Below are 26793 nucleotides of genomic sequence, written 5' to 3' on the forward strand. Positions count from 1 at the left end.
TGCCGCCTCCCCGGAGTGCGGCGCGACATTGTAACCAGGCGACGTCAACGGCTTCTACCTCGGGCGGTCGAGGCCGTTCGGTGACAGAACATTTTCTGCGTGTTGCCAACCTTTCGAAACATAACCGGGCCGATCCATGGATCCAATTGACTGGCGCAATCGCCGTGCGTTGCTAACCTGAAACACAGTCACGACAGCGCAAGCCAGTGCTGACAAGGAATGGCGCAGTGAAACAACGAGTGGTCATGGGCCTGCTGGGTGTGCTTGCTGCACCTGCATACGCGGCGGATCTACAGGTCGAAGTGCGAGTCGACGTGCAGCGCGGCTGCCAGTTGATCGGCCAGCAACGCGAGGCCGGGATTGAGCAGCTCGGCGTGCTCGACTTTGGTAGCACCGCGCGCCTTGACGACCCTGACGGGCCATTGAGTGCGGCGCTGACCAATCAACGCTTGCCACGGCTGGAATGCAACCCGGACACGCCTTATCAGATGCGCGTTGACGGCGGTTTGCACGGCGGTGTCGGTGAGGTGCGATACATGGCCGGGACGGAGGGCAGCAAGCCGATTCCTTACCGCTTGTATCAGGATGCGGCGCGGCGAGTGCCGCTGGTGGTGGACGTACCGGTCAGCGGGCGGGTGCCGGACACGGGCACGGTGGAGTTGCCGTTGTATGCGCGGATCGAGCGGCTGGCGGAAGTGCCGAAGGTCAGCCGCTATTCGGATTTAGTGAAAGTAACGGTCACCTGGTGATCGCAACGGACAGCAACAACGCAGTGCTCAATGATGAGCGCAATGGATGAAGTCGCTGAAGGAGTCGGGACGGGCGCAATGGCAGGCAAATACTGGATGGTCATGGCAGCAGGTACGCTGGCGCTGCTCGCGGACGATGCGCAAGCAGCGGTCAGCGGGCAGATCCACGCGCGGCTGATCCTGATCGCCGGCTGCGAAGTCACCAACACCTCCAATCCTGCCAGTCCGGTCAGCGATCTCGGCACGCTGGATTTCGGTCAGCAGGGGCCGACCTGGAACGCGCCGATCAAAGCAGCCCTCGACGGCGACACCAGCGGCAAACTCAATGTCGCCTGCAACCCTTCGGTCACCGGTTTCACCGTCACCATCGACGGCGGCACCCATGGCGACGGCAACACCCGGCGCCTGAGCAACGGTCGCCAGACCCTCCCTTATCAGCTGTTTCTCGACCCCTCGGGCGCGCAGAGCTACAGCATCGGCCAACAACACAATTTCGCTGTCACCAGCGCTGCGCAAATACCCATTCCGGTATTTGGCTCGGTGGTGGCGAATACCCGCGCGGTTCCGGCAGGGGTCTACACCGACACCCTGACGGTGACGCTCGACTGGTAACCCCGTAGAGGACGGACACCATGCGTACGTTTGCATCAAGGATAGGTTTGTCGCTGCTCGGTCTGGCGCTGGTTTCCAGCGCCAACGCCGCCACCACGGTCACTGGCCAGATCACCTCCAGCCTGATCCTGATCAGCAGCTGTCAGGTCAACGGCGCCGGTGGCTCCACCGGTCTCAACTTCGGTGCCTTGAACTTCGGCACCGCCAACAGCCTGTTCACCACGGCCACCGGGCAAGTGCTGGGCGGTGGCGGCGGGGCGCTGTCGATTCTGTGCTCCAGCGGCACCACGCCGACGGTAAAAGTGCGCGCCGGTGCCCATGACGGCATGTCGCCGGGTGGCACCCGTGCGTTGTACGACGGCGTGGCGAATTACGTGCCCTACGACTTTTACACCGATGCCGGGCACTCGCAGCTGTTGGCGATCGACGGGACGATCAATCTCGCCGCGAGTACCGGTGTCGCGCAGACCGTGAATATCTACGGTCAGGCCGTGGGCAAGGCCGGTCTGCCGGCGGGTACCTACACCGACACCGTCGCTGTCGAACTGACGTTCTGATGCCATGTTCCGCCATGGCGGCATCGCGTTGCTTCTGCTCTGTGCGGGCAGTGCGCCGCTGACACTGGATGCCGCGACCAGCCAGAGCTTTCAGGTTAGCGCCACGGTCACGGCGGGGTGCCTGGTGGTGGGCGGGGTATCGAACTATGGCGGGCTGAATTTCGGTTCACGGTCGGCGCTGGCAACCGGCACGGTGCAGGTCGCACTGACTGGCGGCGTGCAGTTGCAATGCACGCCGGGGGTAACGTTGAACATGAGCGTCGATGGCGGTCAGTACAACAGCAGTGGCCGGCATATGCAGGTCAACAGCGGCAGCGCGCGAGTGGCGTACACGCTGTTCCGTGATGCGGCGTACAGCCAGAGTCTGGGCATCGGCCAGAGTGTGGCTGTGGCGTACAGCGATGCAAACAACATCCGCCTGCCGATTTACGGTCAGGTGCAATTGCCGGGCAATCAGCCTGGGGGGACGTACAGCGATGTGTTGCAGGTGCAACTGTCGTGGTGAGGCGAGGTTTGATTTGCCGACAAGGAGCAGGTTTATGGGGGCAGTTACGTTCATGCGGCGCGCGGTGTTGGCGCTGTTCACGCTCGGGGCAGGTTATGCGCACGCCGCCAGTTCGGTGTTGATCTGGCCGATCGATCCGGTGCTGGAGGCTGATCAACAGGCCAGCGCGTTGTGGCTGGAAAATCGCGGCACTGAAACCGCCAACCTGCAGATCCGCGTGTTCGGCTGGAGCCAGAACGGTTACGAGGAGCAATACCAGAACCAGCGCGATGTGATCGGCAGCCCGCCGGTGGCGAAGATCGAGCCGGGTCAGAAACAACTGGTGCGTCTGACCCGCACCAAGGACGTGCCGCCCGGGCAGGAACTGGCCTACCGAATCATCATCGACGAAATCCCGTCCGCACAACCGCCCAGTGCTGAAGGTGGCAAAACAGCGGCGGCGATTCGTTTTCAGATGCGCTATTCGGTACCGCTGTTCGCTTACGGCGCCGGTCTGTGGAGCAAAGAAGACAGCACCCGCCAGCGCGATCCCAAGGGCATTGGTTTGCCACAATTGACCTGGCGCACGGTGGCCGTGGACGGCCGGCCGTATGTCGAAGTGCGCAATCAAGGTGCGGTGCATGCGCGGTTGACGGATGTCGCGATCAAACAGGGTGGGCAGAACAAACCGCTGGCGGAAGGCTTGCTCGGCTACGTGCTACCGGGCGCGGTGATGCGCTGGCCGGCACCGGGAGGTCTGGCGGGGGATTCGGCGTTGCAGGTGCGGGTGAATGGCGGGGCGCAGGTGCAGAGCATTACCCCGGCGAAGTGAATGGGCTGATTCGGTGTCATGGCAAAGGGATTCACCAGTGCCACAGGGTTCACTGACCACAGTGAAAGTGGTCATGGCCACCCGCAGTATCAGGAGGATTCAGTCCATTGACGGACGTAAAGCGCGTATGAGCCGAGGATGGGCTCGCCGTATTCAGCGTCCGTTGTGGCATCTCACCGGCGCGTGCTGCCTGGTGTTCGTTCAACCGTCCGGGGCCGGCGAACTGCCGCCACCGCCCAGCGGCATGGAGGCCGTCAGCGATGCACAGTTGTTTCTCGAACTGGTGGTCAACCAGATGAATACCGGGCAAGTGGTGGCGGTGCAGCAGCGCGGCGGGCGCCTGTTTTTACCCGCCACGGCACTGCGTGAAACCGGTATGAAACTGCCTGAAAACATCAGCACTGAAGTCGACCTCGACAGCCTGCCCGGTCTGCACAGCGAATACGACAGCGTCGGTCAACGCTTGCTGCTCAACGTGCCGCCGGAGTGGCTGCCAGAACAGTTCATCGGTAATCGCCAAGCCTATCCGCGCACTCCGGCGCTGAGCAGTTTCGGCGCGTTGTTCAACTACGACCTCTATCTCAACGACACCGATGATGCCGGCACCTATTTAGCGGCGTGGAACGAAGTACGCCTCTTCGACAGTTGGGGCACGTTGTCCAACACCGGGCAATATCGACGCACATTGTCCGGCGATTCAGTCAGCACACTGGACAACGGTTACCTGCGCTACGACACCACCTGGCGTTACTCCGACGACGAGCGAATGCTCACTTACGAAGCCGGCGACGTGATCAGCGGCGCCTTGCCTTGGAGCAGTTCGGTGCGTCTCGGTGGCGTGCAGTTCTCGCGGGACTTCGCCGTGCGCCCGGATCTGGTCACCTATCCGTTGCCGCAATTTGCCGGCGAAGCGGCCGTGCCGTCCTCGGTCGATCTGTTTATCAACGGCTACAAATCCAGCAGTGCCGAACTGCAACCGGGGCCGTACACGCTGACCAACATTCCATTTATCAACGGCGCGGGAGAAGCCGTGGTGGTGACCACGGATGCGTTGGGTCGACAGGTGTCGACCACGGTGCCGTTCTATGTCACCAGCAGCTTGTTGCAGAAAGGCTTGAGCGATTTTTCCGTGGCCGCCGGTTCCCTGCGTCGCGATTACGCTTTGAAGGATTTCAACTACGGCCCGGGCGTAACCTCCGGCAGCCTGCGCTACGGCGTCAGCGACAGTTTTACCCTCGAAAGTCACGCTGAAGCCTCCGATTCGCTGACCCTCGGTGGCCTCGGCGGCAATCTGCGGCTGGGTAATTTCGGTGTGCTCAACAGCGCCATGAGCCAGAGCCGTTTCGACGGCGAGGGCGGTCAGCAATTAAGCCTCGGCTATCAGTACAGCAATCAGCGTTTCAGCTTTTCCTATCAGCGCCTGCAACGCCACGATCAATACGCCGATCTGACCGTGGTCGACACGCCCTACATCAGTCTCAGTCGGCGCAGTGAACAGGCGACCCTCAGCGTTAACCTCGACCGCTGGGGCAGCCTCGGCGCTGGCTATTTCGATGTGCGCGCAGCGGACGATTCACGCACGCAATTGCTCAATCTGAGTTGGAGCAAACCGCTGTGGCGCAACAGCAGTTTCTACCTGTCAGCCAACCGCGAGATCGGCGATAGCAACTGGGCGCTGCAGGCGCAAGTGGTGATTCCGTTCGATCTGCGTGGCAGCTTGGCGATCAGCACCGAGCGCAGCAAAACCGGACAGAGCCAGCAGCGGGTCAACTACAGCCGCGCGGTGCCGACCGAGGGTGGCGTAGGGTTCAATCTGGGTTACGCCAAGGGCGATGGCCCGGACTATCGACAGGCCGACGTGACCTGGCGTCTACAATCGGTGCAGTTGCAGGCCGGCGTTTACGGTTCGTCCGACGCCGAAACCCGTTGGGCCGATGCCAGTGGTTCGTTGGTGTGGATGGACAAGCAGGTGTTCGCCGCCAACCGCATCGACGATGCTTTTGTTGTGGTCAGCACTGAAGGTTTTTCCAATATTCCGGTGCGCTACGAGAATCAGCAGGTCGGCGAGACGGACAAGAACGGCCATTTGCTGGTGCCGTGGAGCAGCGCCTATTACCGCGGCAAATACGAGATCGATCCGCTCAACCTGCCGCCAAATGTACGCAGCCCCAACGTCGAACAGCGCATTGCCGTGCGGCGTGGCAGTGGTTATCTGCTGGAGTTTCCGCTGACGCGGGTGATTGCCGCGAGCATCGTGCTGGTCGACGCGCAGAAACGCGAACTGCCGTTGGGCGCGGGTGTGCTGCACGAGCAGAGTGGTGCGCGGACGGTGGTGGGCTGGGATGGCCTGGTCTATCTGGAAAATCTCGAAGCGCAGAATTCCCTGGAAGTGACGTTGGCCGATGGCAGCACCTGTCGAGTGCAATTCCCGGTCGATATGCAGCAGAACCAGGTGCCGCTGATCGGCCCGCTGGTGTGCCAATGACGGTTGCACGGATGTTTTTGTGGCTCGCGCTGATGCTGCCGGGGGCGGCGCAGGCGTTGTGCTCGGTGGTGGGGACGACCCCAGCGTCGTTCGGTTCGATCAGTTCGATCGCCGTGCGCACCACCTCTCAACCCAGTTCGACATTGAATGGCGGGTTGAGCTGCACCGGATCGCTGCTGTCCTTGCTGACCAGCAACGACCATTTCTGGGGTACCGTGTCTTCGACCCAAAGCGGTTTGGTCGGGCCGACCGGCGATGTCATCAGTTACACGATTTACGCCAACAACAGCACCAGCTACCCGCTGACCCGTGGCACCGCTTATGACTTCGCCCGCAACGGCATCATTGATGCCTTGGGCCTGCTCAACGGCACGACGCCGAAAACCGTGCCGCTGTATTTGGGCACAACCATTGGCAGCAACGTCGCCGCCGGGGTCTACACCGAGACGCTGAGCATTTTCTGGAACTGGAATTACTGTTCGGGGATTGGCATTGGGGCGATCTGCCTCGGCCGCGATATCAATAATGCTACGACCACGTTGACGGTGAATCTGACGGTGTCGAATGACTGCACGATCACCGCGCCGAACATCGCCTTCGGTAGCGCGCCAGTGATCAGTGCATTCACGCCGGTGACCGGGCTGACCATTAATCTGGCGTGCACCAAGGGCAGCGCTTACACCGTGGGCTTGAGCGACGGGCAGAATGCAGTAAGCGTGGGCGGGCGGCGGCGGATGATTTCCGGCAGCAATTATCTGGCCTACGACATCTTCAAAAGCGCCGGGACAACGCGCTGGGGCAGTGTCGGCACGGCACGTCGGTCGAGCACCGATGCCGAGGTCAACCCCGGCAACGGACTGGGCACAGGCAGCCAAATCTTCAACTACAACGCAAAAATCTACACCGACCAGACCACGCCGCCGGCGGGCACCTACCTGGATAACGTAGTACTCGACGTCGGGTTCTGAAGCAGCGTACCTCTGTAGGAGCTGTCGAGTGAAACGAGGCTGCGATCTTTTGCCCCTGACTTTTTGAAAGCAATATCAAAAGATCGCAGCGTGCCGCAGCTCCTACATGACATCAGAATGGCAGTGATGGCTTGAGTTCGATCGGGCTCACCACCGCATAGTTGTACCCGCCACCCGACCAGTACTCAGCCTGCAAATCCCCGTCACTGCGGCTACCGCGCGGCAAAAAGGTGTTCTTCGGCCCCGGCGGGCGCACGTAGAAACTCACCTTATGCCCGCTGCCATCCTCATACAGCACCATCGCCGCCGGGCCTTCATCGGTGCTCAGCAGGCGCCCGCTGACCGGTTCAAACCCGGCTGCTTTCAGATCTGGCAAACGGCTGGCCTGATTGAAATATCGATCAAGCCAACGCTGCATGTCGCCGTCACTGTCGACCTTGTAATCCGCCGGCAACATGCCTTGCTGGGCAATCAATCGATAGGCCTGAAGGGCGTCGGTCATCGGCAACATGGAAGAACGCACAAGGGTCATTTCCCGTGCCTGCCAACCACTGAAACCACCGATGCTGACCGCGATCAGCAACATCGCCGCACTGGCCAGATGGCGCCGTGACTGGCGTTGGCGGCGCTGACGAATCAGCGCCGGGTCAAGCTCCGGATTGGCTGGTTGCTGCAACGCGCCGCTGAGGGCCGCGCGCAGTTGCTGGGCGTCCTGTTGCCAGGCGCGCACTTGCGCGGCTTCATCCGGGTGAGCGGCCAGCCAGGTCTCCAGCACACGCCGGTCGGCGTCGCTGAGCTGGTGGTCGATGTAGGCGTGCAAATCACGCTCGCTGGGAGGCAGGCTGATCATTTGAGTATCCGCAAAGAAGGGCTGCTGATTTCGCCGTCGCTGAGTTGGCGCAAGGCCTGCCGGGCGCGGGACAGGCGCGACATCACGGTGCCGATCGGGGCGCCAAGAATCTCGGCGACCTCTTTATAAGTCAGGCCCTCGACCGAGACCATCAACAGCAGGGCGCGCTGTTCGGTGGGCAGTCGGTCGAAGGCTTGCAGGGTCGATTGGGCGATTACCGTGCGTTCGACCGAGGGTTCGGCGTCGTCACGTCCGGTGAAAAATTCGAGCATCCGCGCATAGCGCCGGGAGCGGCGATGGGCGTCGAGAAATTGCCGATAGAGGATCGCAAACAGCCAGGCACGCAAGTCGCCGTCGGCACGTTTATCGCCCCAACTCGACAGGGCGCGCTCCAGGCTCGCCTGCACCAGATCGTCTGCGCTGCTGCTGTTGCGCGTCAACGACACGGCAAAGCGGCGCAATCTGGGAATGATTTCTCTCAACTGTTCGTCGAATTCGCTCATGAAGTTCTGCTAGTCACTACGCTGTGGACTAGGGAGACGTCCGCCGTGGCAGGTTATTCCACGTTCGGAAAAATAAATACCGGACCGTGGAATAAACCCCGACGGGGCGCGTCTTGCTGATTCTTCCTACTCGTGGCCGATGGCCCTGGAGTCGTTCATGGTTGATCGCTCATCCCCCAACGCTGCACCGCCCGAAAGGCCGCAGCGCCCGCCCTTGAGTGCCGCGAGCCTGATCTTGCGTCTGGGCGGCATTGCCGTGGTGGTCGCCGCCGTAGCCGGGGCGTTTGCCTACGTGCATGGCAACTTTGACCCCCAACGTCTGACGCCAAAAGCCTTGGTCGATGTGCTGGAAAAGAACAACGGCGTGCACCCGGGATTTCGCCGTAATCATGCCAAAGGCGTCTGCGTGATCGGCCATTTCGAGAGCAGCGGCGAGGCGCGGGTGTTCTCCACCGCCCAGGTGTTCAATGATCCGAGTACCGCGGTGGTCGGGCGTTTCGCACTGCCGGCGGGCAACCCTTATGCGCCGGACAGCAGCGTGCCGATTCGCAGTCTGGCGCTGCGTTTCACTCAGGCCAACGGGCAGCAGTGGCGCACCGGGATGAACAGCATGCCGGTGTTCCCGGTCGGCACGCCCGAGGCGTTCTATCAATTGCAACAGGCGCAGTCGCCGGATCCCGCGACGGGCAAACCGGATCCGAGCAAGGTGCCTGCCTTTTTCGCCTCGCACCCGGAAGCGGTGCCGTTTTTGACGTGGGTGAAGACCGCCAAGCCGTCGGCCAGTTACGCCACGGAAACCTATAACAGCGTCAACGCGTTTTATCTGGTCGACGCCAGCGGCAAAAAGCAGGCCGTGCGCTGGAGCATGACGCCGTTGGCGCAGGATGCAGCGGGGGCGACGGCACCTGAGGGCGGCGATTTTCTTGAGAAGGATCTGGTGCAAAAACTGGCCGCCGCGCCGCTGCGGTTTCAGTTGAATATCACCTTGGCCAATCCTGAGGATCCGGTCAACGACGCCAGTAAAACCTGGCCGGCGGGGCGCAAAGTGGTCAACGCCGGCACCTTGGTGCTGGAGAAAACCCAGCCACAACTCAGTGGCGAGTGCCGCGACATCAACTACGACCCGCTGGTGTTGCCGGCCGGGATTCAAGGCACCGCCGATCCGTTGCTCGCCGCGCGCTCCGCCGGTTACGCCGATTCTTACCTGCGTCGCACCAGCGAAGTCAGCCAGTTGCCCGCCGCCAAACAGGAGGCTCGCCCATGAGAACTCAACCGACGCATTTCGCATTGTTGGCGCGACTGCTGCACTGGCTGATGGCGCTGATGATCATCGCCATGCTGTTTATTGGCGCGGGCATGGTGACGTCTGTTTCAGAGCGGCATGAATGGCTGATCCATCTGCACAAGCCGTTGGGCATTGCGATTCTGGTATTGGTTGTCGTGCGTCTGCTGGTGCGTTTGACCACGCGCCAACCCCCTTTGCCAGCGGATCTGCCGGACTTTCAGGTGTTGGCGGCCAAGGCTTCGCATCTGTTGTTGTACGCGTTGATGCTGGTGTTGCCGCTGCTCGGTTGGGCGATGATCAGCGCCTCGGGTGAACCGGTGATGCTCAGCACCACGCTGCAGTTGCCGTCGATTGTGCCGGCCGATGCGCAGTTGTTCGCGTTGCTGCGCAAGGCCCATGGTTATCTGGCGTACCTGCTGTTTCTGACGGTGCTGCTGCACCTGGCGGCGGCGCTGTTTCATGGCTGGGTGCGCCGCGATGAGGTGCTCGACAGCATGTTGCGCGGTCGCGATCGTCATTGAGTGAGTCAGGGGGCGGGCCGGCGCGTAAAGCTATGGCCTGAAGCAAAAGATCGCAGTCAGGCTGCGATCTTTTGGTTAAGCGGAGGAGGGGATCAGCGCAGGGTGTCGACCATGTCGGCGATGGTGGTCAGCACGTCTTTGCCCAGTTGTTTCGAGCGTTTGCCCGACCAGCCGGTTTCTTTGTCGGGATGGTCGTCGTGATCCTTGAACGGCATCTCCAGGGTCAGCGACAGGCAGTCGTATTTCTGGCCGACGCTGTTGCAGGCCAGGGTCATGTTGGCCTGACCCGGTTCGTCGCGAACATAGCCGTACTTGGTCTGGAAGTCTTTGGTGGTGTGCTTGAGGTGACTGCGGAAGTGTTCTTCAAGCTTCTCGATGCGCGGCGTGTAACCCGGATTGCCTTCGCAACCGGCGGTGAACACGTGAGGGATTTCCTCGTCACCGTGTGCGTCAAGGAAGAAATCGACGCCATACTTTTCCATCTGCTGCTGTACGAAAAGTACCTCGGGGCTGACTTCCTGACTGGCGTTCTGCCAGGCGCGGTTCAAATCCTGGCCCATGGCGTTGGTGCGCAGGTGGCCGTGGAAAGCGCCGTCCGGGTTCATGTTCGGCACCAGGTACAGATCGGCGCTGGCCAGCAGCTTGTTCAGCACCGGATCTTCGTGACGTTCCAGACGTTCGATGATGCCTTCCATGAACCATTCGGCCATGTGCTCGCCGGGGTGTTGCTGGGCGATGATCCAGACTTTGCGCTGGCCTTCAGCGCCCGAGCCTTTGCGCAGCAACTGGATGTCGCGGCCTTCGACGCTTTTGCCCGTGGCGAGCAGTTCAGTGCCGGCCTTGGTCAGCGCCTGCTCGATCAGCCAGTCGTGACGGCCACGGCTGTACGGTTCGAAGTAGGCGAACCAGGCGTGGGTCTGCGTGGCTTCGAGGCAGAAGCGCAAGCAATCGCCTTCGAAAATTGTTGGTACGCGGAACCAGTTGACGTGATCGTAGGAGGCCACGGCTTGATAGCCATCCCAGGCTTTGTTGTACGAGGACTGGCTGGCGTTGTTCAGGCGGAACCAGTGTTCCTGACCGACGTGCAAGCCGCTGGCCTTGAAGTGGAACCACTGAAAATGGGCGCTGCGCGTGTCCGGGCGGATAGCCAGAACCGGGCTGAGCGGATTGCTGATGTCGATGACTTGGATGTTGCCGCTGTCGAAATTGGCGCTGATGTCGAACGAAGATTTGGCCACGGTCATATCGGTTCCTGATCAGGATTGTTATGGCCGATACTTTACACAAGATTGGGCTGAAACCGAGGGGAATTGCGGGGTTGTGGCGGGGGGCGTCCTCCATGACGCGGAGGCAGCTTAGAGATTATGCGATTGATTCTCAAGTGCTATTTGTCGTTAGTTTGCCCCAATGTGGCCGGGCTTGGCTTGCCAATCGATATTCTTTTGATATTATCCGCGCCATCGAATTTGCAGCACCTAAAGACTTCATTAGCCTGAAGCCACAAGCCCGAAAAACGGGTAAAAAAAAGACCCGGAAAAAATCCGGGTCAAAAACCGTGATTAGCCTGATGAGGAGATAGTCCAGAAGACCGACCTAAGGTCTCTGATCCATCGACTGATCTCGCGACCAGCTGCATGCAATAATAATCATTATCATTTGCAAGTCAAATGTTTTTATCTGCGCGATTGGAAAATTCTTTCCTGTCCGTTCGAACCCCCGTTCCTCAGACTTCATCGCCATCCAGCGAGTGGTCGACCATCGCCCGCGCCATATCCACCATGTGCACCACTGAAAATGCCAGATCGCGACTCGCGCCTTGCAGGTTTTCGGCTGCCTTGAACGCGGTGGCGGCGGCGCAGCGCAATAAATCCGAAGCGTGTACCAAGGCCTCTTCACCGCTGACATGCCGATTGACGTCGAAAAAACGCTCATCGACCTCGGGTGTCGACACAGTTGGTTTCAAGTAATAGTCGAGCGCTCGTTGCGCGGCGGCGTTGCCTTGGGGCGAGGTGAACGTGGTGTCCATTTGCAGGTCGGGCAAGTCTTTGCTGCTGATGTTCATGATGAAGGGCCACTCCTTGTTTGATTAACTGTCCGTGCTGTCAGCATAGTACGATGCGTAGTTGTGACCAGAATTTAAATACGACAATTTGTGTTTTGCTGGCCGAAGGCGTCACGCGTAAGGTGCCGCACATGGATAAATGGATTGAGTTGGTCAAGGCCAAAATGAGTGAACTCAAAATCACTCAAACAGAGCTCGGAGAGCGTGTTGGCATGTCCCAGGGCGGCATCGGCCATTGGCTGAACAAACGTCGTGAACCGGGCGTTGCGGAGATGAACCGCGTGCTGCAAGCGCTGGGCATGGATTTTCTCGAAGTGGCGATGGTCATTCGCGAGCCGCAGCCCGTGGCGAACGACGACATGCCGCTGACGCAGAAATATAACCCTTACTTTCGCTACCCGGTGAGCGACTGGAGCGCGCCACTGCAAGCGCGGGAAAGCGCGCCGCAGCCCTATGGCAAACCCGAGGACAAGCAACGCTTCGAGCTGACGGATTATCACGCTCGCGGCGCCGCGTTCTGGCTGAGGGTGTCAGGCGATTCGATGACCGCGCCCAAAGGCACGAGCATCCCCGAAGGCATGCTGATTCTGGTTGATCCGGAGGCAGAGGCAGTGCCCGGCAAACTGGTGATCGCCCAGTGGTCGGACAGCCATGAGGCGATTTTTCGCAAGCTCGACGAAGAGGGCGGCCAGCGTTACCTGATACCGCTCAATCCGACGTGGCCGAAAGCCTTGTTCACCGAGGAGTGTCGAATCCTCGGCGTGGTGGTGCAGGCAACGGCGCGCTTTTAGTCAGACCGATCCTCGCCAGGCGTAGGATCGGTCTGTTTATTCACACTGCTTCCAGTTCAACCAAAGCGCTGCCTTCGCCAACCATTTCGCCTTCCTGGCAATACAGCGCTTTGATCACCCCGGCATGCGGCGCACGGATGCTGTGCTCCATCTTCATCGCTTCAAGCACCACCAATTGCGCACCGGCTTCGACCATTTGCCCGGCCTCGACCAAGACCCGCACGATGCTGCCGTTCATCGGTGCCGTCAGACCGCCCTGATGACTGTTACTGGCTTCCACCGCACTGATCGGGTCGTACGCTTCAACGCGACGCAACTCGCCTTCCCATTGCAGATACAGCGCAGCACCCTGACGAATCGCCCGCAAGGTACGACGCACGCCTTCGTGTTCAACAACCAGCGAATCGCCGAGCAGTTTTGCATTATCGCCAGCCCCCAGCGTCAACGCCCGATCCTGCCCCTCGCAACTCAAATGCAGGGTAATTTCCCGAGGCAAACCCGCGCGCAATCCGCTGTTCCGCGACCACGGTGAAGCAGCATCATCCGCCCGCACAACGCTCGGCAAACTCTGCGCAAACGCCTGCGCCGCCGCCTGCCAGAACCCGTCACTCAATTCGCTCGGCGCTGGCAGCAATTGCTCCTGATAGCGCGGAATAAACCCGGTATCCAGTTCCGCCGCCGCAAACGGCGGATGGGCGATGATCCGCCGCAGAAAGTTGATGTTGGTCTTCAACCCGCCAATCGCAAATTCATCGAGCATGCTCAACAAACGCAGGCGCGCCTGTTCACGATCCTCGCCCCAGGCAATCAGCTTGCCGAGCATCGGGTCGTAGAACGGCGAAATCTCATCACCTTCCTCAACCCCGCTGTCCACTCGACGCCCAGGCCCTTCAGCCGACTCGCGATACAAATCCAGACGCCCGGTGGCTGGCAGAAAATCATTCGAAGGGTCTTCGGCATACAAGCGCACTTCAATCGCATGGCCATTGAGCGGCACCTGCTCCTGAGTGATCGGCAGCGCTTCACCCCGCGCCACACGAATTTGCCAGGCGACCAGATCCAGACCAGTGATCGCCTCGGTCACCGGGTGTTCAACTTGAAGGCGCGTGTTCATCTCCATAAAGAAGAATTCGCCACGCGCATCCAGCAGAAACTCCACCGTGCCGGCGCCGACATAACCAATCGCCTGCGCCGAACGCACAGCCGCTTCGCCCATCGCCCGCCGCAGTTCAGCGGACAGGCCCGGTGCTGGCGCCTCTTCGACGACTTTCTGATGCCGCCGCTGAATCGAGCAATCACGCTCATTCAGGTACAGGCAATTGCCATGCTGATCGGCGAACACCTGGATTTCGACGTGACGCGGTTTCAGCAGATATTTCTCCACCAGCATTCGCGAATCGCCGAACGACGACTGCGCTTCACGCTGTGCGGAGGCGAGTGCTTCGGCGAGCTGGCCGACCTCTTCAACAACCTTCATGCCTTTGCCACCGCCGCCGGCCGTAGCCTTAAGCAACACCGGATAACCGATGCGTTCGCAGGCAGCACGGAAGGTCTCGAGATCCTGCGCTTCGCCGTGATAACCCGGCACCAAAGGCACGCCGGCAGTTTCCATCAACGCCTTGGCCGCCGATTTGCTGCCCATCGCGTCGATGGCCGAGGCCGGTGGGCCGAGGAAAATCAGCCCTGCCGCTTCTATCGCGCGGGCAAACCCAGCGTTCTCCGACAGAAAGCCGTAACCCGGATGAATCGCCTGCGCGCCGCTGGCCTTGGCCGCCGCGATCAGTTTGTCGATTTGCAAATAACTGTCAGCCGCTTTGCTGCCGCCGAGATCGACGCGGATATCCGCTTCACGGCTGTGCCGCGCCTCGCGGTCGGTGGCGCTGTGCACGGCGACCGTGGTCAGGCCCAGCGCTTTGGCGGTGCGCATCACGCGGCAAGCGATTTCGCCACGGTTGGCCACCAGCAGGGTGGTGAGAACGGGTGCGCTCATCAACGCGGCTCCTTGGTGGTGGTTTCGGCTTGCCAGCTCGGCGGACGTTTTTGCAGAAAGGCCCGCAGACCTTCCTGACCTTCCGGACTGACGCGGATGCGGGCGATGGCATTTTCGGTGTAGCGGCGCAGCGCCGGGGTCAGCGCGCCGTTGCCGACTTCACGCAACAAATCCTTGCTGGCGCGCATGGCAGCGGGGCTGTTGAGCAGCAGATTGTTGATCCACTGTTCGACCTGTTGCTCCAGTTCAGCGGCCGGATAGCTGTCGGACAACAAACCGATTTCCCGTGCCCGCTGACCGCCAAAACGTTCAGCGGTCAGCGCATAACGCCGCGCTGCACGTTCGCCAATGGCTTGCACCACGAACGGACTGATCACCGCCGGCGCCAGACCGATGCGCACTTCCGACAGGCAGAATTGCGCGTCATCGGCGCCAATCGCCATGTCGCAGCAACTGATCAAACCCAGCGCGCCACCGAATGCCGCGCCTTGCACCACGGCCACGGTGGGGATTTTCAGCTTGGCGAGGTTGTACATCAGCTCGGCGAGCTCGCGGGCGTCGTCGAGGTTGGTGTGGTAATCGAGCTCGGCCGATTGCTGCATCCACGCCAGATCGGCGCCGGCGCTGAAGTGCTTGCCACGGCCGCGCACCAGCAGGAAACGCAGGCTGGCGTCGCTGGCAACCTTGTCGAGGGCGAGGATCAGTTCGCGGATCATCTCGGCGTTGAACGCGTTGTTTTTCTCTGGGCGGTTTAGCCACAGCGTCGCGAAACCGCGCGGGTCGTTTTGCAGTTCGAGGGTGTTGAAGTCGCTCATATTCATCCGTCTCCACGGTTCTTGTAGGAACAAGGCTTGCCCGCGAAAGTAGTCATTCCACCATTGATGTGACTGACACATCGCCTTCGCGGGCAAGCCTTGCTCCTACAGGATCGAATCACATCCGGAACACGCCGAAGCGGCTCGGTTCGATTGGCGCGTTCAGCGACGCGGACAAGGCCAGGGCCAGCACATCGCGGGTCTGCGCCGGGTCGATGACGCCGTCGTCCCACAGCCGTGCGCTGGAATAGTAGGGGTGACCCTGCTCTTCATACTGGTCGAGGATCGGTTGCTTGATCTCGGCCTCCTGCTCGGCACTGAAGCTTTGGCCACTGCGTTCAGCCTGCTCGCGTTTGACCTGCACCAACACGCCGGCCGCTTGTTCAGCGCCCATCACACCAATGCGCGCATTCGGCCACATCCACAGAAAACGCGGATCGTAAGCGCGGCCGCACATGCCGTAGTTACCGGCGCCGAAACTGCCGCCGATGATCACGGTGAATTTCGGCACTTTGGCGCAAGCCACGGCCGTCACCAGTTTCGCGCCGTGCTTGGCGATGCCACCGGCCTCGTATTTCTGGCCGACCATGAAGCCGGTGATGTTCTGCAAAAACAGCAACGGAATGCCGCGCTGACAGGCCAGTTCGATGAAGTGCGCGCCTTTCTGCGCGGCTTCGGCGAAGAGGATGCCGTTGTTCGCCAGAATCGCGATCGGGTAACCGTGCAGATGCGCAAAACCGCAGACCAGCGTGGTGCCGAACAGCGCTTTGAACTCATCGAACACCGAACCGTCGACCAGTCGTGCAATCACTTCGCGCACGTCGAACGGCTGCTTGGCGTCCGCCGAGACCACGCCGTACAACTCATCGCTCGCGTACAGCGGCGCAATCGGTGCGCGCTGTTGCACTTCGCCGAGCTTGCGCCAGTTGAGGTTGGCAACGCTGCGGCGGGCGAGGGCGAGGGCGTGTTCGTCACTCTCGGCGTAGTGGTCGGCAACCCCGGAAATCTTGCAGTGCACGTCGGCCCCGCCGAGGTCTTCGGCGCTGACCACTTCACCGGTCGCGGCTTTCACCAACGGCGGGCCAGCGAGGAAAATCGTCGCCTGATTGCGCACCATGATCGCTTCGTCAGCCATCGCCGGCACGTAAGCGCCGCCCGCAGTGCACGAGCCCATGACCACGGCGATTTGCGGAATACCCATCGCGCTCATGTTGGCCTGGTTGAAGAAGATCCGCCCGAAGTGCTCGCGATCCGGGAACACTTCGTCCTGACGCGGCAGGTTGGCGCCGCCGGAGTCGACCAGATAGATGCACGGCAGACGATTCTGCTGCGCGATGGTTTGTGCGCGCAGATGTTTTTTCACAGTCAGCGGGTAGTACGAGCCACCCTTAACCGTCGCGTCGTTGGCGACGATCATGCATTCGACGCCTTCGACCCGGCCGATCCCGGCAATCACACCGGCCGCCGGCACGTCTTCGCCATAGACGGCGTGGGCGGCCAGTTGGCTGATTTCCAGAAACGGAGAGCCCGGATCGAGCAAACGGTTGATGCGTTCACGCGGCAGCAATTTGCCGCGCGAGGTGTGACGCTCCTGAGCTTTCGCGCCACCACCCTGCGCCACTTGGGCGAGCAGGGTGTGCAGAGCGTCGACCTGTTTGAGCATCGCCGCGCTGTTGGCGGCGAACTCCGCTGAACGAGGATTGAGCTGTGTATGCAGAATCATGGCTTACTCCGTAAGCAGCTACGAGTTGCAAGCTTGGAGCGGCAAGTTAAAGCTGTTCTCTTGCAGCTTGAAACTTGCAGCTCGCAGCTGACGAAATTTATTTCGTTTCGTTGAAGAGTTCGCGACCGATCAGCATGCGACGGATCTCACTGGTGCCAGCGCCGATTTCGTACAGCTTGGCGTCGCGCAGCAGACGGCCCGCCGGGAATTCGTTGATGTAACCGTTACCGCCGAGAATCTGGATCGCGTCGAGGGCCATTTGCGTGGCGCGCTCAGCGGTATAAAGGATTACGCCGGCGGCATCTTTACGCGTGGTTTCGCCACGTTCGCAAGCCTGCGCAACCGCGTAGAGATAAGCGCGGCTGGCGTTGAGTTGGGTGTACATGTCGGCGACTTTGCCCTGGATCAGCTGGAACTCGCCGATGCTTTGGCCGAACTGCTTGCGGTCATGGATGTACGGCACGATCAGATCCATGCACGACTGCATGATCCCGGTCGGGCCGCCGGAGAGCACCACGCGCTCGTAATCGAGGCCGCTCATCAACACTTTCACACCGCCGTTGAGCACGCCGAGAATGTTTTCTTCCGGCACTTCGACGTCATCGAAGAACAGCTCGCAAGTGTTGGAGCCGCGCATGCCGAGCTTGTCGAACTTGTTGCTGCGGCTGAAGCCTTTCCAGTCGCGTTCGACGATGAATGCGGTGATGCCGTGCGGGCCTTTTTCCAGATCGGTTTTGGCGTAGATCACGTAAGTGTTGGCGTCGGGGCCGTTGGTGATCCAGGTTTTGCTGCCGTTGAGGACGTAACGGTCGCCGCGTTTGTCGGCGCGCAATTTCATCGAAACCACGTCGGAACCGGCATTCGGTTCGCTCATCGCCAATGCGCCGACGTGCTCGCCGCTGATCAGCTTCGGCAGGTACTTGGTTTTCTGTTCGTGGTTACCGTTGCGATTGATCTGATTGACGCAGAGGTTCGAATGCGCGCCGTAGGACAGCGCCACCGAGGCCGAGCCACGGCTGATTTCTTCCATCGCCACGACGTGTGCCAGGTAACCGAGGCCAGCACCGCCGTACTCTTCCGGCACGGTAATGCCGAGCAGGCCCATGTCACCGAATTTGCGCCACATGTCGGCGGGGAACAGGTTGTTGCTGTCGATCTGCGCCGCACGCGGGGCGATCTCCTTGGCGACAAAGGACTGAACCTGATCGCGCAGCATGTCGATGGTTTCACCGAGGGCAAAATTCAGGGATGGATAGCTCATGGGTCACCTTTTGGCTTTTTTGTAGGGTGGGGAGGGCGGTCACTAGGCTCTCACCTTTACGTTAACGTAAGCCTGTGACGAATGGCTGTCAATCACCCTTTACGTTAACGTCAACTTGAGCGAGAGTAGCGGCAGTTCAAGATTGAAAACGGATCGCTTTTTTGTGGGAGTGGGCTTTTGTGGTGAGGGGATTTATCCCCGTTCGGCTGCGAAGCAGTCGTGAAATCTGTAAATCTGATTTGTCAGGAGATATGCAGGGGCGGCTTCGCCACCCATCGGGGATAAATCCCCTCGCCACAAAGGCTAACCACAAAGCTCTCCACAAAAAGTGCAATCCGGTAAACCCACTAATAAAGACAATAGGGGTCGTCATGGATCAACCCAGTGCAAACCCGCAGCGCAGCTACACCCGTGGCTCACAGGACAAAGCCTTGCTGGCGATGACCATCGGGCAGAAGTTCGATCAGACCGTCGCGCAATATCCCGACGGTGAAGCGCTCGTCGTGCGCCATCAGCAGTTGCGCTACTCATGGCGGCAATTGGCCGATGCCGTCGACGTGCACGCCAGAGCGCTGCTCGCCTTGGGTTTACAGGCCGGCGATCGCCTCGGCATCTGGGCACCGAACTGCGCTGAGTGGTGCATCACCCAGTTCGCCACGGCGAAAATCGGTGTAATCCTGGTCAACGTCAACCCGGCCTACCGCAGCTCCGAACTGGAATACGTGCTCAAACAATCCGGCTGCCAATGGCTGGTCTGCGCCGGCGCGTTCAAGTCGTCGAACTACCACGGCATGTTGCAAGGATTGGTACCAGAACTGGCCGAGCAATCCATTGGCCAACTGCGCAGCGAACGTTTGCCAGAATTGCGCGGTGTCATCAGCCTCGATCCGCAGCCGCCATCAGGTTTCCTGCCGTGGTCACAATTGACCGACATGGCGGCCAGCGTCACCCCGCAACAGCTCAGTGAACGCAGCAACAGCCTGCACTTCGATCAACCGGTAAACATTCAGTACACCTCCGGCACCACCGGTTTCCCCAAAGGCGCGACCCTCAGCCACTACAACATCCTCAACAACGGCTACATGGTTGGCGAAAGCATCGGCCTGACCCCGCACGATCGCCTGGTGATCCCGGTGCCGCTGTATCACTGCTTCGGCATGGTCATGGGCAATCTCGGCTGCTTCACCCACGGCAGCACGATGATTTACCCCAACGACGCCTTCGATCCGTTGCTGACCCTGCAGACCGTCGCCGAAGAAAAAGCCACCGGCCTCTACGGCGTGCCGACCATGTTTATCGCCATGCTCGACCAGCCGCAACGCGCCGAATTCGACCTGTCGAGCCTGCGCACCGGGATCATGGCCGGCGCCACCTGCCCGATTGAAGTGATGCGCCGGGTCATCAGCGAGATGCACATGAGTGAAGTACAGATCGCTTACGGCATGACCGAGACCAGCCCGGTGTCGCTGCAAACCGGCCCCAACGATGAACTGGAACTGCGCGTGACCACCGTCGGCCGCACCCAGCCGCAACTGGAAAGCAAGATCATCGACGAGGCCGGCAACCTGGTGCCGCGCGGCACTATCGGCGAACTGTGCACCCGTGGTTACAGCGTGATGCTCGGCTATTGGCAAAACCCGCAAGCCACCGCTGAAGCTATCGATGACGCGGGCTGGATGCACACCGGTGACCTGGCGAGCATGAACGAGGAGGGTTACGTCAACATCGCCGGGCGTAACAAGGACATGATCATTCGCGGCGGCGAGAACGTTTATCCGCGTGAGCTGGAAGAGTTTTTCTTCACCCATCCGGCGGTGGCGGACGTGCAGGTGATCGGCATTCCGTGCTCGCGTTACGGCGAGGAGATTGTCGCCTGGATCAAATTCCATCCCGGCCACAACGCCTCGGAGCTGGAGCTGCAAACCTGGTGCAAGGAACGCATCGCGCACTTCAAGACGCCACGGCACTTCAAGTTCGTGGAAGAGTTTCCGATGACGGTGACGGGGAAGATCCAGAAATTCAGGATGCGCGAAATAAGCATCGAAGAACTAAAAATGGTGCGGTGAAGATCAAAAGATCGCAGCCTGCGGCAGCTCCTACAGGGGATCGGTGTAGGAGCTGCCGCAGGCTGCGATCTTTTAAAACCTGGAATTGCAGAAAGCACAAAGGGGAGCCGAGGCTCCCCTTTAATTTTGTCGTCGCGTGCTCTTTTTTATTATTGAGGGTCGGTCTGTTGTTGTTTTTGGCAACCGTGGCCCTTTACCGCTGTTTTTGGCGACCCCCATCCGGGGTCAAGAGCAAACGTATTTTTTTGAGCGCTGATCTGCTTTCTCGTTAAACGATCCAACCGATTCGGGAGCTACCTGAAGGTAGTTTTATTGTTCTCTGCCCGGTTGCGGGTCACTCCTGAGAGCACCCTGAAAAGCACACCTTCTCCAAAAAAATCTGTTAGCTGCGTCTCTGCCGTGTTGTTTTTGTTATGTCAGAGTCGGTACGTCTTATTTTTATTGGTTTGCTGCTTTTTATTCTTGTTATGCCATAAAGATAGCATTACGCGTGCCAACTTTTAAAAACCTATATAAATCAATGAATTGAGATTTTGCAGGATTTTTCATTCAGATCAATCCAGACAATTTGTTTCCGTGTTACTCGCTTAAGCCCACATTCCGGACACAGCGGTAACACCATCCCCCCTCACTGTGCGCTGCGGGCCTTGGCTACGCGCGAACCGCTCGGGCGACCGAGCACCGCGCTGATTTGCTGACCCGCGGCAATCAAGGCGTCCAGGTCGATTCCGCTCTCGATGCCGAGGCCGTTGAGCAGGTACACCACGTCTTCGGTAGCAACGTTACCGCTCGCACCTTTGGCGTACGGGCAGCCGCCGAGGCCCGCGATAGAGCTGTCGAACACCGAAATGCCTTCGAGCAGACTGGCGTAGATGTTGGCCATCGCCTGACCGTAGGTGTCGTGGAAATGTCCGGCGAGCTTGTCCCGTGGCACCTGCGCTGAAACCACTTCAAACAAGCGGCGAGTCGCGCCAGCGGTGCCGGTGCCGATGGTGTCGCCCAGCGAAACTTCGTAGCAGCCCATCGCGTACAGCTCGCGGGCGACCATCGCCACTTGCTCCGGCGCGACCGTGCCTTCGTACGGGCAACCGAGCACACAGGACACGTAACCGCGCACGGTTACGCCGTGTTGCTTCGCCGCTTCCATGATCGGGGCGAAGCGCGCCAGGCTTTCGCTGATCGAGCAGTTGATGTTGCGCTGCGAGAAGGCTTCGGACGCGGCAGCGAACACCGCGACTTCCTTGACCCCGGCAGCAATCGCATCCTCAAAACCGCGCAGGTTCGGCGCCAGTGCGCCATAAGTCACGCCGGGTTTGCGCTGGATCTGCGCGAACACGTCGGCGGAACCGGCCATTTGCGGCACCCACTTGGGCGAAACGAAACTGCCGACTTCTATATAGCCAAGGCCGGCGGCGCTGAGCGCGTTGACCAGTTGCACCTTGTCGGCGACGCTGATCGGTTGGGCTTCGTTCTGCAGGCCATCGCGCGGGCCGACTTCGATCAGGCGTACTTGGGAGGGGAGGGGCATGATGGTTGACCTGTTGTAGTTATCTGAAGTCTGCGGATATCCCCCTGTGGGAGCGAGCCTGCTCGCGAATGCGCCGGGTCAATCACCATAGATGTCGAATGACAAATTGCATTCGCGAGCAGGCTCGCTCCCACAGGGAGTGGGGTTGTTACTGAATGGCCTGCTGGCTCTTGAGGGTTTGTTCAAGCGCCTGCACGCAGCGCTCTTCAGCGGTATCAAGCTCCAGTTTCATCTGTTCGATATCGAGCAACTGCTGCTCTAACTGCTCGCGGCGCTCGGTGATTTTCGCCAGCATGCTGTTGAGCTGTTTGGTGTTACCGCTGGACGGGTCGTAGAGTTCGATCAGTTCGCGGCATTCGGCCAAGGAGAAGCCGATGCGCTTGCCACGCAGGATCAGTTTCAGGCTGACCTTGTCGCGCGGCGAGTAGATGCGTTCCTGGCCACGGCGCTCAGGGCTGAGCAGGCCTTGCTCTTCATAAAAGCGGATCGCCCGGGTGGTGATGTCCAGCTCGCGGGCGAGGTCGGAAATGCTGTAGGTCTGGCTGCTCATGGAAGCGCTCGGAAAAAGGTCTTGGCGCTAAGCTAATGGCAGGTTGACGTTTACGTCAAGCAAGAAAAAGATCGCAGCCTTCGGCAGCTCCTACAGTAAAACGCATTCCAAATGTAGGAGCTGCCGAAGGCTGCGATCTTTTGATCTTTCCTCAAACCACCTGCTTATCCAGCTTCTTCTCCTGCGCCGTCACCTGCTGGCACAACTCAATCATCTGCTCGCGCATCCAGCGATTCGCCGGATCCTGGTCAGTGCTTTCATGCCAATACAGATGCGTCTCCACTGGCGGCACATCATTCACCGGCAGATTAAACGCCTGCAGTTCATGCCGACGGGCAAAGCGTTCCGGCACGGTCATGACCATATCCGTCTGCTGCATCACCTGCGACGCCATCAAATAATGCTGCGAGCGCAGGGCGATCTTGCGCTGAATGCCCATTTTGCCCAGTGCCAGATCGACATAGCCCAGACCGCTACGGCGGCTGGAAATATGGATATGGGTCAGCGACAAATAATCATCCAGCGACAGCTTTTCCTTGCCCGCCATCGGATGGCCCTTGCGCATCGCACACACATAACGGTCTTCCATCAGCTTGACGTGGCGCACCTGCGGGTCGGTGTTGAGCGGCGCGTCCACAGCGAAATCCAGACGCCCGGCCGCCAGTTCCTTGGTGGTCTCACGGCGTTTCGACAGGAAACTTTCGATAATCACGGTCGGCGCCAGACGGCGCAGGCGCTGGAACAGCGGCGGCAAAATCACTGCCTCGGTGAGGTCAGTCATGCTGATGCGGTAGGTCTTGACCGCTTGCGCCGGGTTGAAAATACGACTTTCCTGCACTGACACGCGCAGCAGCGACAGCGCGTTACGCACCGGGCCGATGATGTTCTGCGCCATCGGCGTCGGCACCATGCCCTGGGCGGTGCGCACGAAGAGCGGGTCGTTGAAGGTTTCGCGCAACCGCGCCAGCGCGTTGGACACCGCCGGCTGGGTGATGCCGACAATCTGCCCGGCGCGGGTCAGGTTGGCTTCGGTGTAGATCGCGTCGAAGACGATGAAAAGGTTGAGGTCGACCTTGCTCAGATTCATAACGCGGCTTCTCTTGTTATTTAGTGCGGTGTTTGGAGGGCTGGCAATCAGCCGATCATATATCGGTGATGAATGTTTATACACGCCGAGAATAGGCTAGGTAAATTATCAACGCTGTTCTAGCATCGATTGCATGACCTAAACAACCTCTGCTCAAGAACTGCCTTAACCATCGGGAGCTGCTCATGGATTTCGCTTATTCGCCCAAGGTGCAAGAACTGCGTGAGCGCGTAACCGCGTTCATGGACACTTACGTTTACCCGGCCGAAGCCGTGTTCGAGCGCCAGGTTGCCGAAGGCGATCGCTGGCAGCCGACGGCGATCATGGAAGAACTCAAAGCCAAGGCCAAAGCCGAGGGCCTGTGGAATCTGTTTCTGCCTGAGTCGGAACTGGGTGCCGGCCTGACCAACCTCGAATACGCGCCACTGGCGGAAATCATGGGCCGCTCACTGCTCGGCCCGGAGCCGTTCAACTGCTCGGCACCGGACACCGGCAACATGGAAGTGCTGGTGCGTTACGCCAACGAAGAGCAAAAACAACGCTGGCTCGAACCGCTGCTGCGCGGCGAGATCCGCTCGGCGTTCGCCATGACCGAACCCGATGTTGCCTCCTCCGACGCCACCAACATGGCCGCCCGCGCCGTGCGTGATGGCGACGAGTGGGTGATCAACGGCAAAAAATGGTGGACGTCCGGTGCTTGCGATCCGCGCTGCAAGATTCTGATCTTCATGGGCCTGAGCAATCCCGATGCACCGCGCCACGCGCAGCACTCGATGATCCTCGTGCCAGTCGATACGCCGGGCGTAAAAATCGTTCGTCCGTTGCCAGTGTTCGGTTACGACGATGCGCCCCACGGTCACGCCGAAGTACTGTTCGACAACGTGCGTGTGCCGTACGAAAACGTACTGTTGGGTGAAGGACGTGGCTTTGAAATTGCCCAAGGTCGTCTTGGCCCAGGCCGGATTCACCACTGCATGCGTTCGGTCGGCATGGCTGAGCGTGCACTGGAATTGATGTGCAAACGTTCGGTAAGCCGTACTGCTTTCGGCAAACCATTGGCACGCTTGGGCGGTAACGTCGACAAGATCGCCGACTCGCGGATGGAGATCGACATGGCGCGCCTGCTGACGCTGAAAGCGGCGTACATGATGGACACCGTGGGTAACAAAATCGCGAAAAGCGAGATTGCGCAGATCAAGGTGGTTGCGCCGAACGTCGCGCTGCGCGTGATCGACCGGGCGATCCAGATGCATGGCGGGGCAGGGGTGTCGAACGATTTCCCACTGGCTTATATGTATGCGATGCAACGGACATTGCGCTTGGCCGATGGCCCGGACGAAGTGCACCGTGCGGCGATTGGCAAGTTTGAGATCGGCAAATATGTGCCGAAGGAAATGCTGCGTAGCGAGCGCTGATCCAGCACTGCGTTATCGTTCTTCGCGAGCAGGCTCGCTCCCACAGGATCTGTGGCGTTCACACATCCAATGTGGGAGCGAGCCTGCACGCGAAGGGGCCTGAACATTTGATCGTTCCCACGCTCTGCGTGGGAATGCATCCCGTGACGCTCCGCGTCACAGTGGACGCTGAGCGTCCATGGCGGGATTACCACGCGGAGCGTGGGAACGATTTGGCGGATATCAATACACCCAAACCTCAACCCGCCGATTCTTGATCCTTCCCTCATCCGCACTGTTGGTCGCCACCGGCATCTGCGCGCCAAACCCGCGCACCTCGCGCAACACCACGCCGCTCTTCACCAACTCCCGTCGCACCGCCATCGCCCGCAACTTCGACAGCAAATCCGCACGCGCCGGGTCGTCCTTTACATCACCAAACCCCACCAGCGTCACCGCACGATCGGTCTTGTCATGGCGCTTTATATAGTCGAACACCCGCGCCAGATCCTGACGGGCCTTGTTGTCCAGACTCGCGCTGCCTTCTTCAAAACGGAAGTTCACCGTCAGACGTTGGGCGTGACGGCTGAGGGATTGATAACCCTCGGGCATCAGCGCATTCGGCGCGACCGTCATGGCGTGCACGGTCTGGCTGATAAAACCGTTGCGCGCAACAATCTCCTGACCCTGACGACTTTGCGCAAACGCCACCAGCGCTTTTGCCCATGGATTGCTGCTGTCCGGCGGCAGATAAAAGAACAGTCGCCGAGACAGCGGATAGTCCTCAGTGGCGATCAGACTGTTGAGCGGCAGCATCGATTGCGACGCGCCATCGGCAATCGCCACGGCTTTGGCCTGACGCACGTAAGGCAACCCAATGAAACCGATGCCCTGCGGATCACTACTCACTGCGTCGGATAATTCCTCGCTCGATTCGAAACGTTTCGCCGCACTGCTCAGGGTTTTCCCACGACGACTGAGCACCAATTCCTTGAACGTGTCGTAGGTGCCGGACTGATCATCCCGTGCATATAAATGAATCGCACCGCCGCGACCACCGAGGTCTTCCCAGCTTTTCACTTCGCCAGCGAAGATCCGCGCCAGTTGCTCAGTGTCGAGTTGCTGCAACGGGTTTTCGGGGTGAAGGATGATCGCCAGGCCATCGATGGCGATGACTTGTTCGGCGGCGGCGCTTTTCAGATCGCCGAGGGATTGCAGGCTGAGCAGCTCGCTGTCCTTGATTTCGCGGGAAGAGGCGGCGAGGTCGGCGCTGGCATTTTTCAGGGCGGTGAAACCGGTGCTGGAGCCGTGAGCGGCGACGTCGATGAGCACGCGTTTGCCTTCAGCCGTCTGGCCAACAATGCGCAGTTCGTTAGCGGTGCGCGGGGTTTCGCGGTGGATGTTCAGCAGCCCTTGCTGTTGCAGCAGACCTTCGACCAGCGCCGGGCCGAGTTCAGCGCCGATGGTGTTGGAGCCCTGAATGCGCAACGCCGGCCCATCGTCGGGCACCGGCAAACCGGCGGCGGACACCGTCAGCCACGCACTCAAGAGAAAGACGCACAGAACACGCAGGGTCATGCCGGCACCGAATCAAGCCAAGGGGATTGCCGGGGAGATTAAGTCAGGCGCATGACCAAAAGATGACAGATCAAAAGATCGCAGCCTGCGGCAGCTCCTACA

25 protein-coding genes are annotated in these 26793 nt (G+C 60.0%); 13 read left to right on the forward strand and 12 right to left on the reverse strand.

The features are described 5' to 3' along the window. The first annotated feature begins 245 nt into the window (after positions 1-245). The 7 genes from ACP3TY_RS08120 to ACP3TY_RS08150 all read left to right on the forward strand — a co-directional run bounded on the left by ACP3TY_RS08120 (position 246) and on the right by ACP3TY_RS08150 (position 6687). A complete protein-coding gene (locus ACP3TY_RS08120) occupies positions 246-749 on the forward strand; it encodes a Csu type fimbrial protein (protein ID WP_371926030.1) in 504 nt (167 codons plus the stop codon). A 78-nt stretch (positions 750-827) separates the two neighbouring features. Continuing rightward, positions 828-1361: a Csu type fimbrial protein gene (locus ACP3TY_RS08125; protein ID WP_053121737.1), complete on the forward strand. Its 534-nt coding sequence runs from the start codon at positions 828-830 to the stop codon at positions 1359-1361. 20 nt (positions 1362-1381) lie between these two features. Further along, positions 1382-1918, forward strand: a complete 537-nt coding sequence (locus ACP3TY_RS08130) for a Csu type fimbrial protein (RefSeq protein WP_426619682.1) — start codon at positions 1382-1384, stop codon at positions 1916-1918. A gap of 4 nt (positions 1919-1922) precedes the next feature. Further along, entirely contained in the window at positions 1923-2423 is a 501-nt protein-coding gene (locus ACP3TY_RS08135) for a Csu type fimbrial protein (RefSeq protein WP_426619683.1), read from the forward strand. A 34-nt stretch (positions 2424-2457) separates the two neighbouring features. Continuing rightward, positions 2458-3234, forward strand: coding sequence for a fimbrial biogenesis chaperone (locus ACP3TY_RS08140; protein ID WP_212545731.1), 777 nt, complete (start codon positions 2458-2460; stop codon positions 3232-3234). A gap of 127 nt (positions 3235-3361) precedes the next feature. Continuing rightward, a complete protein-coding gene (locus ACP3TY_RS08145) occupies positions 3362-5719 on the forward strand; it encodes a fimbria/pilus outer membrane usher protein (RefSeq protein WP_426619684.1) in 2358 nt (785 codons plus the stop codon). Beyond that, complete coding sequence (locus ACP3TY_RS08150; protein WP_426619685.1) at positions 5716-6687, forward strand: Csu type fimbrial protein; 972 nt, start codon at positions 5716-5718, stop codon at positions 6685-6687. Before ACP3TY_RS08145 ends, ACP3TY_RS08150 begins: the two co-directional genes overlap by 4 nt. 112 nt (positions 6688-6799) lie before the next feature. Here the strand turns inward: ACP3TY_RS08150 and ACP3TY_RS08155 are convergent, their stop codons facing one another. Further along, positions 6800-7537 carry an anti-sigma factor family protein gene (locus ACP3TY_RS08155; protein WP_053121725.1) on the reverse strand — a complete coding sequence of 246 codons (738 nt, stop codon included), beginning with the start codon at positions 7535-7537 and terminating at the stop codon, positions 6800-6802. Beyond that, complete coding sequence (locus tag ACP3TY_RS08160) at positions 7534-8040, reverse strand: sigma-70 family RNA polymerase sigma factor (protein ID WP_053121724.1); 507 nt, start codon at positions 8038-8040, stop codon at positions 7534-7536. The genes ACP3TY_RS08155 and ACP3TY_RS08160 overlap by 4 nt, the downstream gene beginning before the upstream one ends. A gap of 157 nt (positions 8041-8197) precedes the next feature. On the opposite strand from ACP3TY_RS08160, the gene ACP3TY_RS08165 reads away from it, so the two are divergent. After that, positions 8198-9304 (forward strand): catalase family peroxidase, encoded by a 1107-nt coding sequence (locus ACP3TY_RS08165; protein WP_426619686.1) that lies wholly within the window; start codon positions 8198-8200, stop codon positions 9302-9304. After that, complete coding sequence (locus tag ACP3TY_RS08170; protein WP_426619687.1) at positions 9301-9846, forward strand: cytochrome b; 546 nt, start codon at positions 9301-9303, stop codon at positions 9844-9846. The genes ACP3TY_RS08165 and ACP3TY_RS08170 overlap by 4 nt, the downstream gene beginning before the upstream one ends. A 92-nt stretch (positions 9847-9938) precedes the next feature. Here the strand turns inward: ACP3TY_RS08170 and ACP3TY_RS08175 are convergent, their stop codons facing one another. After that, positions 9939-11090 (reverse strand): M14 family metallopeptidase, encoded by a 1152-nt coding sequence (locus tag ACP3TY_RS08175; RefSeq protein WP_212544726.1) that lies wholly within the window; start codon positions 11088-11090, stop codon positions 9939-9941. A 23-nt stretch (positions 11091-11113) separates the two neighbouring features. Here ACP3TY_RS08175 and ACP3TY_RS08180 point away from each other — a divergent pair, with 23 nt between their 5' ends. Continuing rightward, the gene (locus ACP3TY_RS08180) at positions 11114-11425 is read left to right on the forward strand and encodes a hypothetical protein (RefSeq protein WP_053121716.1); all 312 of its coding nucleotides are present in this window, start codon (positions 11114-11116) and stop codon (positions 11423-11425) included. Between the two features lie 144 nt (positions 11426-11569). On the opposite strand, the gene ACP3TY_RS08185 is transcribed toward ACP3TY_RS08180, so the two are convergent. Next, positions 11570-11908, reverse strand: a complete 339-nt coding sequence (locus ACP3TY_RS08185) for a DUF6124 family protein (RefSeq protein WP_053121713.1) — start codon at positions 11906-11908, stop codon at positions 11570-11572. 131 nt (positions 11909-12039) lie between these two features. Here ACP3TY_RS08185 and ACP3TY_RS08190 point away from each other — a divergent pair, with 131 nt between their 5' ends. Next, entirely contained in the window at positions 12040-12699 is a 660-nt protein-coding gene (locus ACP3TY_RS08190; protein WP_426619688.1) for a LexA family protein, read from the forward strand. Positions 12700-12739: 40 nt separating this feature from the next. Here ACP3TY_RS08190 and ACP3TY_RS08195 read toward each other — a convergent pair whose 3' ends face one another. The 4 genes from ACP3TY_RS08195 to ACP3TY_RS08210 all read right to left on the reverse strand — a co-directional run bounded on the left by ACP3TY_RS08195 (position 12740) and on the right by ACP3TY_RS08210 (position 18488). Beyond that, complete coding sequence (locus ACP3TY_RS08195; RefSeq protein ID WP_426619689.1) at positions 12740-14689, reverse strand: acetyl/propionyl/methylcrotonyl-CoA carboxylase subunit alpha; 1950 nt, start codon at positions 14687-14689, stop codon at positions 12740-12742. Continuing rightward, positions 14689-15504 (reverse strand): gamma-carboxygeranoyl-CoA hydratase, encoded by an 816-nt coding sequence (locus ACP3TY_RS08200; RefSeq protein WP_053121779.1) that lies wholly within the window; start codon positions 15502-15504, stop codon positions 14689-14691. The genes ACP3TY_RS08195 and ACP3TY_RS08200 overlap by 1 nt, the downstream gene beginning before the upstream one ends. A gap of 118 nt (positions 15505-15622) precedes the next feature. After that, positions 15623-17227 carry a carboxyl transferase domain-containing protein gene (locus tag ACP3TY_RS08205; protein ID WP_400647060.1) on the reverse strand — a complete coding sequence of 535 codons (1605 nt, stop codon included), beginning with the start codon at positions 17225-17227 and terminating at the stop codon, positions 15623-15625. Between the two features lie 97 nt (positions 17228-17324). After that, positions 17325-18488, reverse strand: coding sequence for an isovaleryl-CoA dehydrogenase (locus tag ACP3TY_RS08210; RefSeq protein WP_426619690.1), 1164 nt, complete (start codon positions 18486-18488; stop codon positions 17325-17327). 371 nt (positions 18489-18859) lie between these two features. Between ACP3TY_RS08210 and ACP3TY_RS08215 the strand changes: the two genes are divergently transcribed. Next, complete coding sequence (locus ACP3TY_RS08215; protein ID WP_426619691.1) at positions 18860-20554, forward strand: AMP-binding protein; 1695 nt, start codon at positions 18860-18862, stop codon at positions 20552-20554. Between the two features lie 628 nt (positions 20555-21182). Here ACP3TY_RS08215 and ACP3TY_RS08220 read toward each other — a convergent pair. The 3 genes from ACP3TY_RS08220 to ACP3TY_RS08230 form a co-directional block, all read right to left on the reverse strand. Then, complete coding sequence (locus ACP3TY_RS08220; protein ID WP_426619692.1) at positions 21183-22082, reverse strand: hydroxymethylglutaryl-CoA lyase; 900 nt, start codon at positions 22080-22082, stop codon at positions 21183-21185. 148 nt (positions 22083-22230) lie between these two features. Then, positions 22231-22632 (reverse strand): MerR family transcriptional regulator, encoded by a 402-nt coding sequence (locus ACP3TY_RS08225; RefSeq protein ID WP_093434160.1) that lies wholly within the window; start codon positions 22630-22632, stop codon positions 22231-22233. A 151-nt stretch (positions 22633-22783) separates the two neighbouring features. Further along, positions 22784-23719, reverse strand: coding sequence for a LysR family transcriptional regulator (locus ACP3TY_RS08230; protein WP_007917233.1), 936 nt, complete (start codon positions 23717-23719; stop codon positions 22784-22786). Positions 23720-23904: 185 nt separating this feature from the next. Here ACP3TY_RS08230 and ACP3TY_RS08235 point away from each other — a divergent pair, with 185 nt between their 5' ends. After that, a complete protein-coding gene (locus tag ACP3TY_RS08235) occupies positions 23905-25134 on the forward strand; it encodes an acyl-CoA dehydrogenase (protein WP_122590342.1) in 1230 nt (409 codons plus the stop codon). A 222-nt stretch (positions 25135-25356) separates the two neighbouring features. Here ACP3TY_RS08235 and ACP3TY_RS08240 read toward each other — a convergent pair whose 3' ends face one another. Next, on the reverse strand, positions 25357-26691 hold the full coding sequence (locus ACP3TY_RS08240; protein ID WP_426619693.1) for a substrate-binding domain-containing protein: 1335 nt from the start codon (positions 26689-26691) through the stop codon (positions 25357-25359). Between the last annotated feature and the right edge of the window lie 102 nt (positions 26692-26793).

This window comes from Pseudomonas rustica (assembly GCF_049959085.1).
Taxonomy (GTDB): Bacteria; Pseudomonadota; Gammaproteobacteria; order Pseudomonadales; family Pseudomonadaceae; genus Aquipseudomonas; species Aquipseudomonas rustica.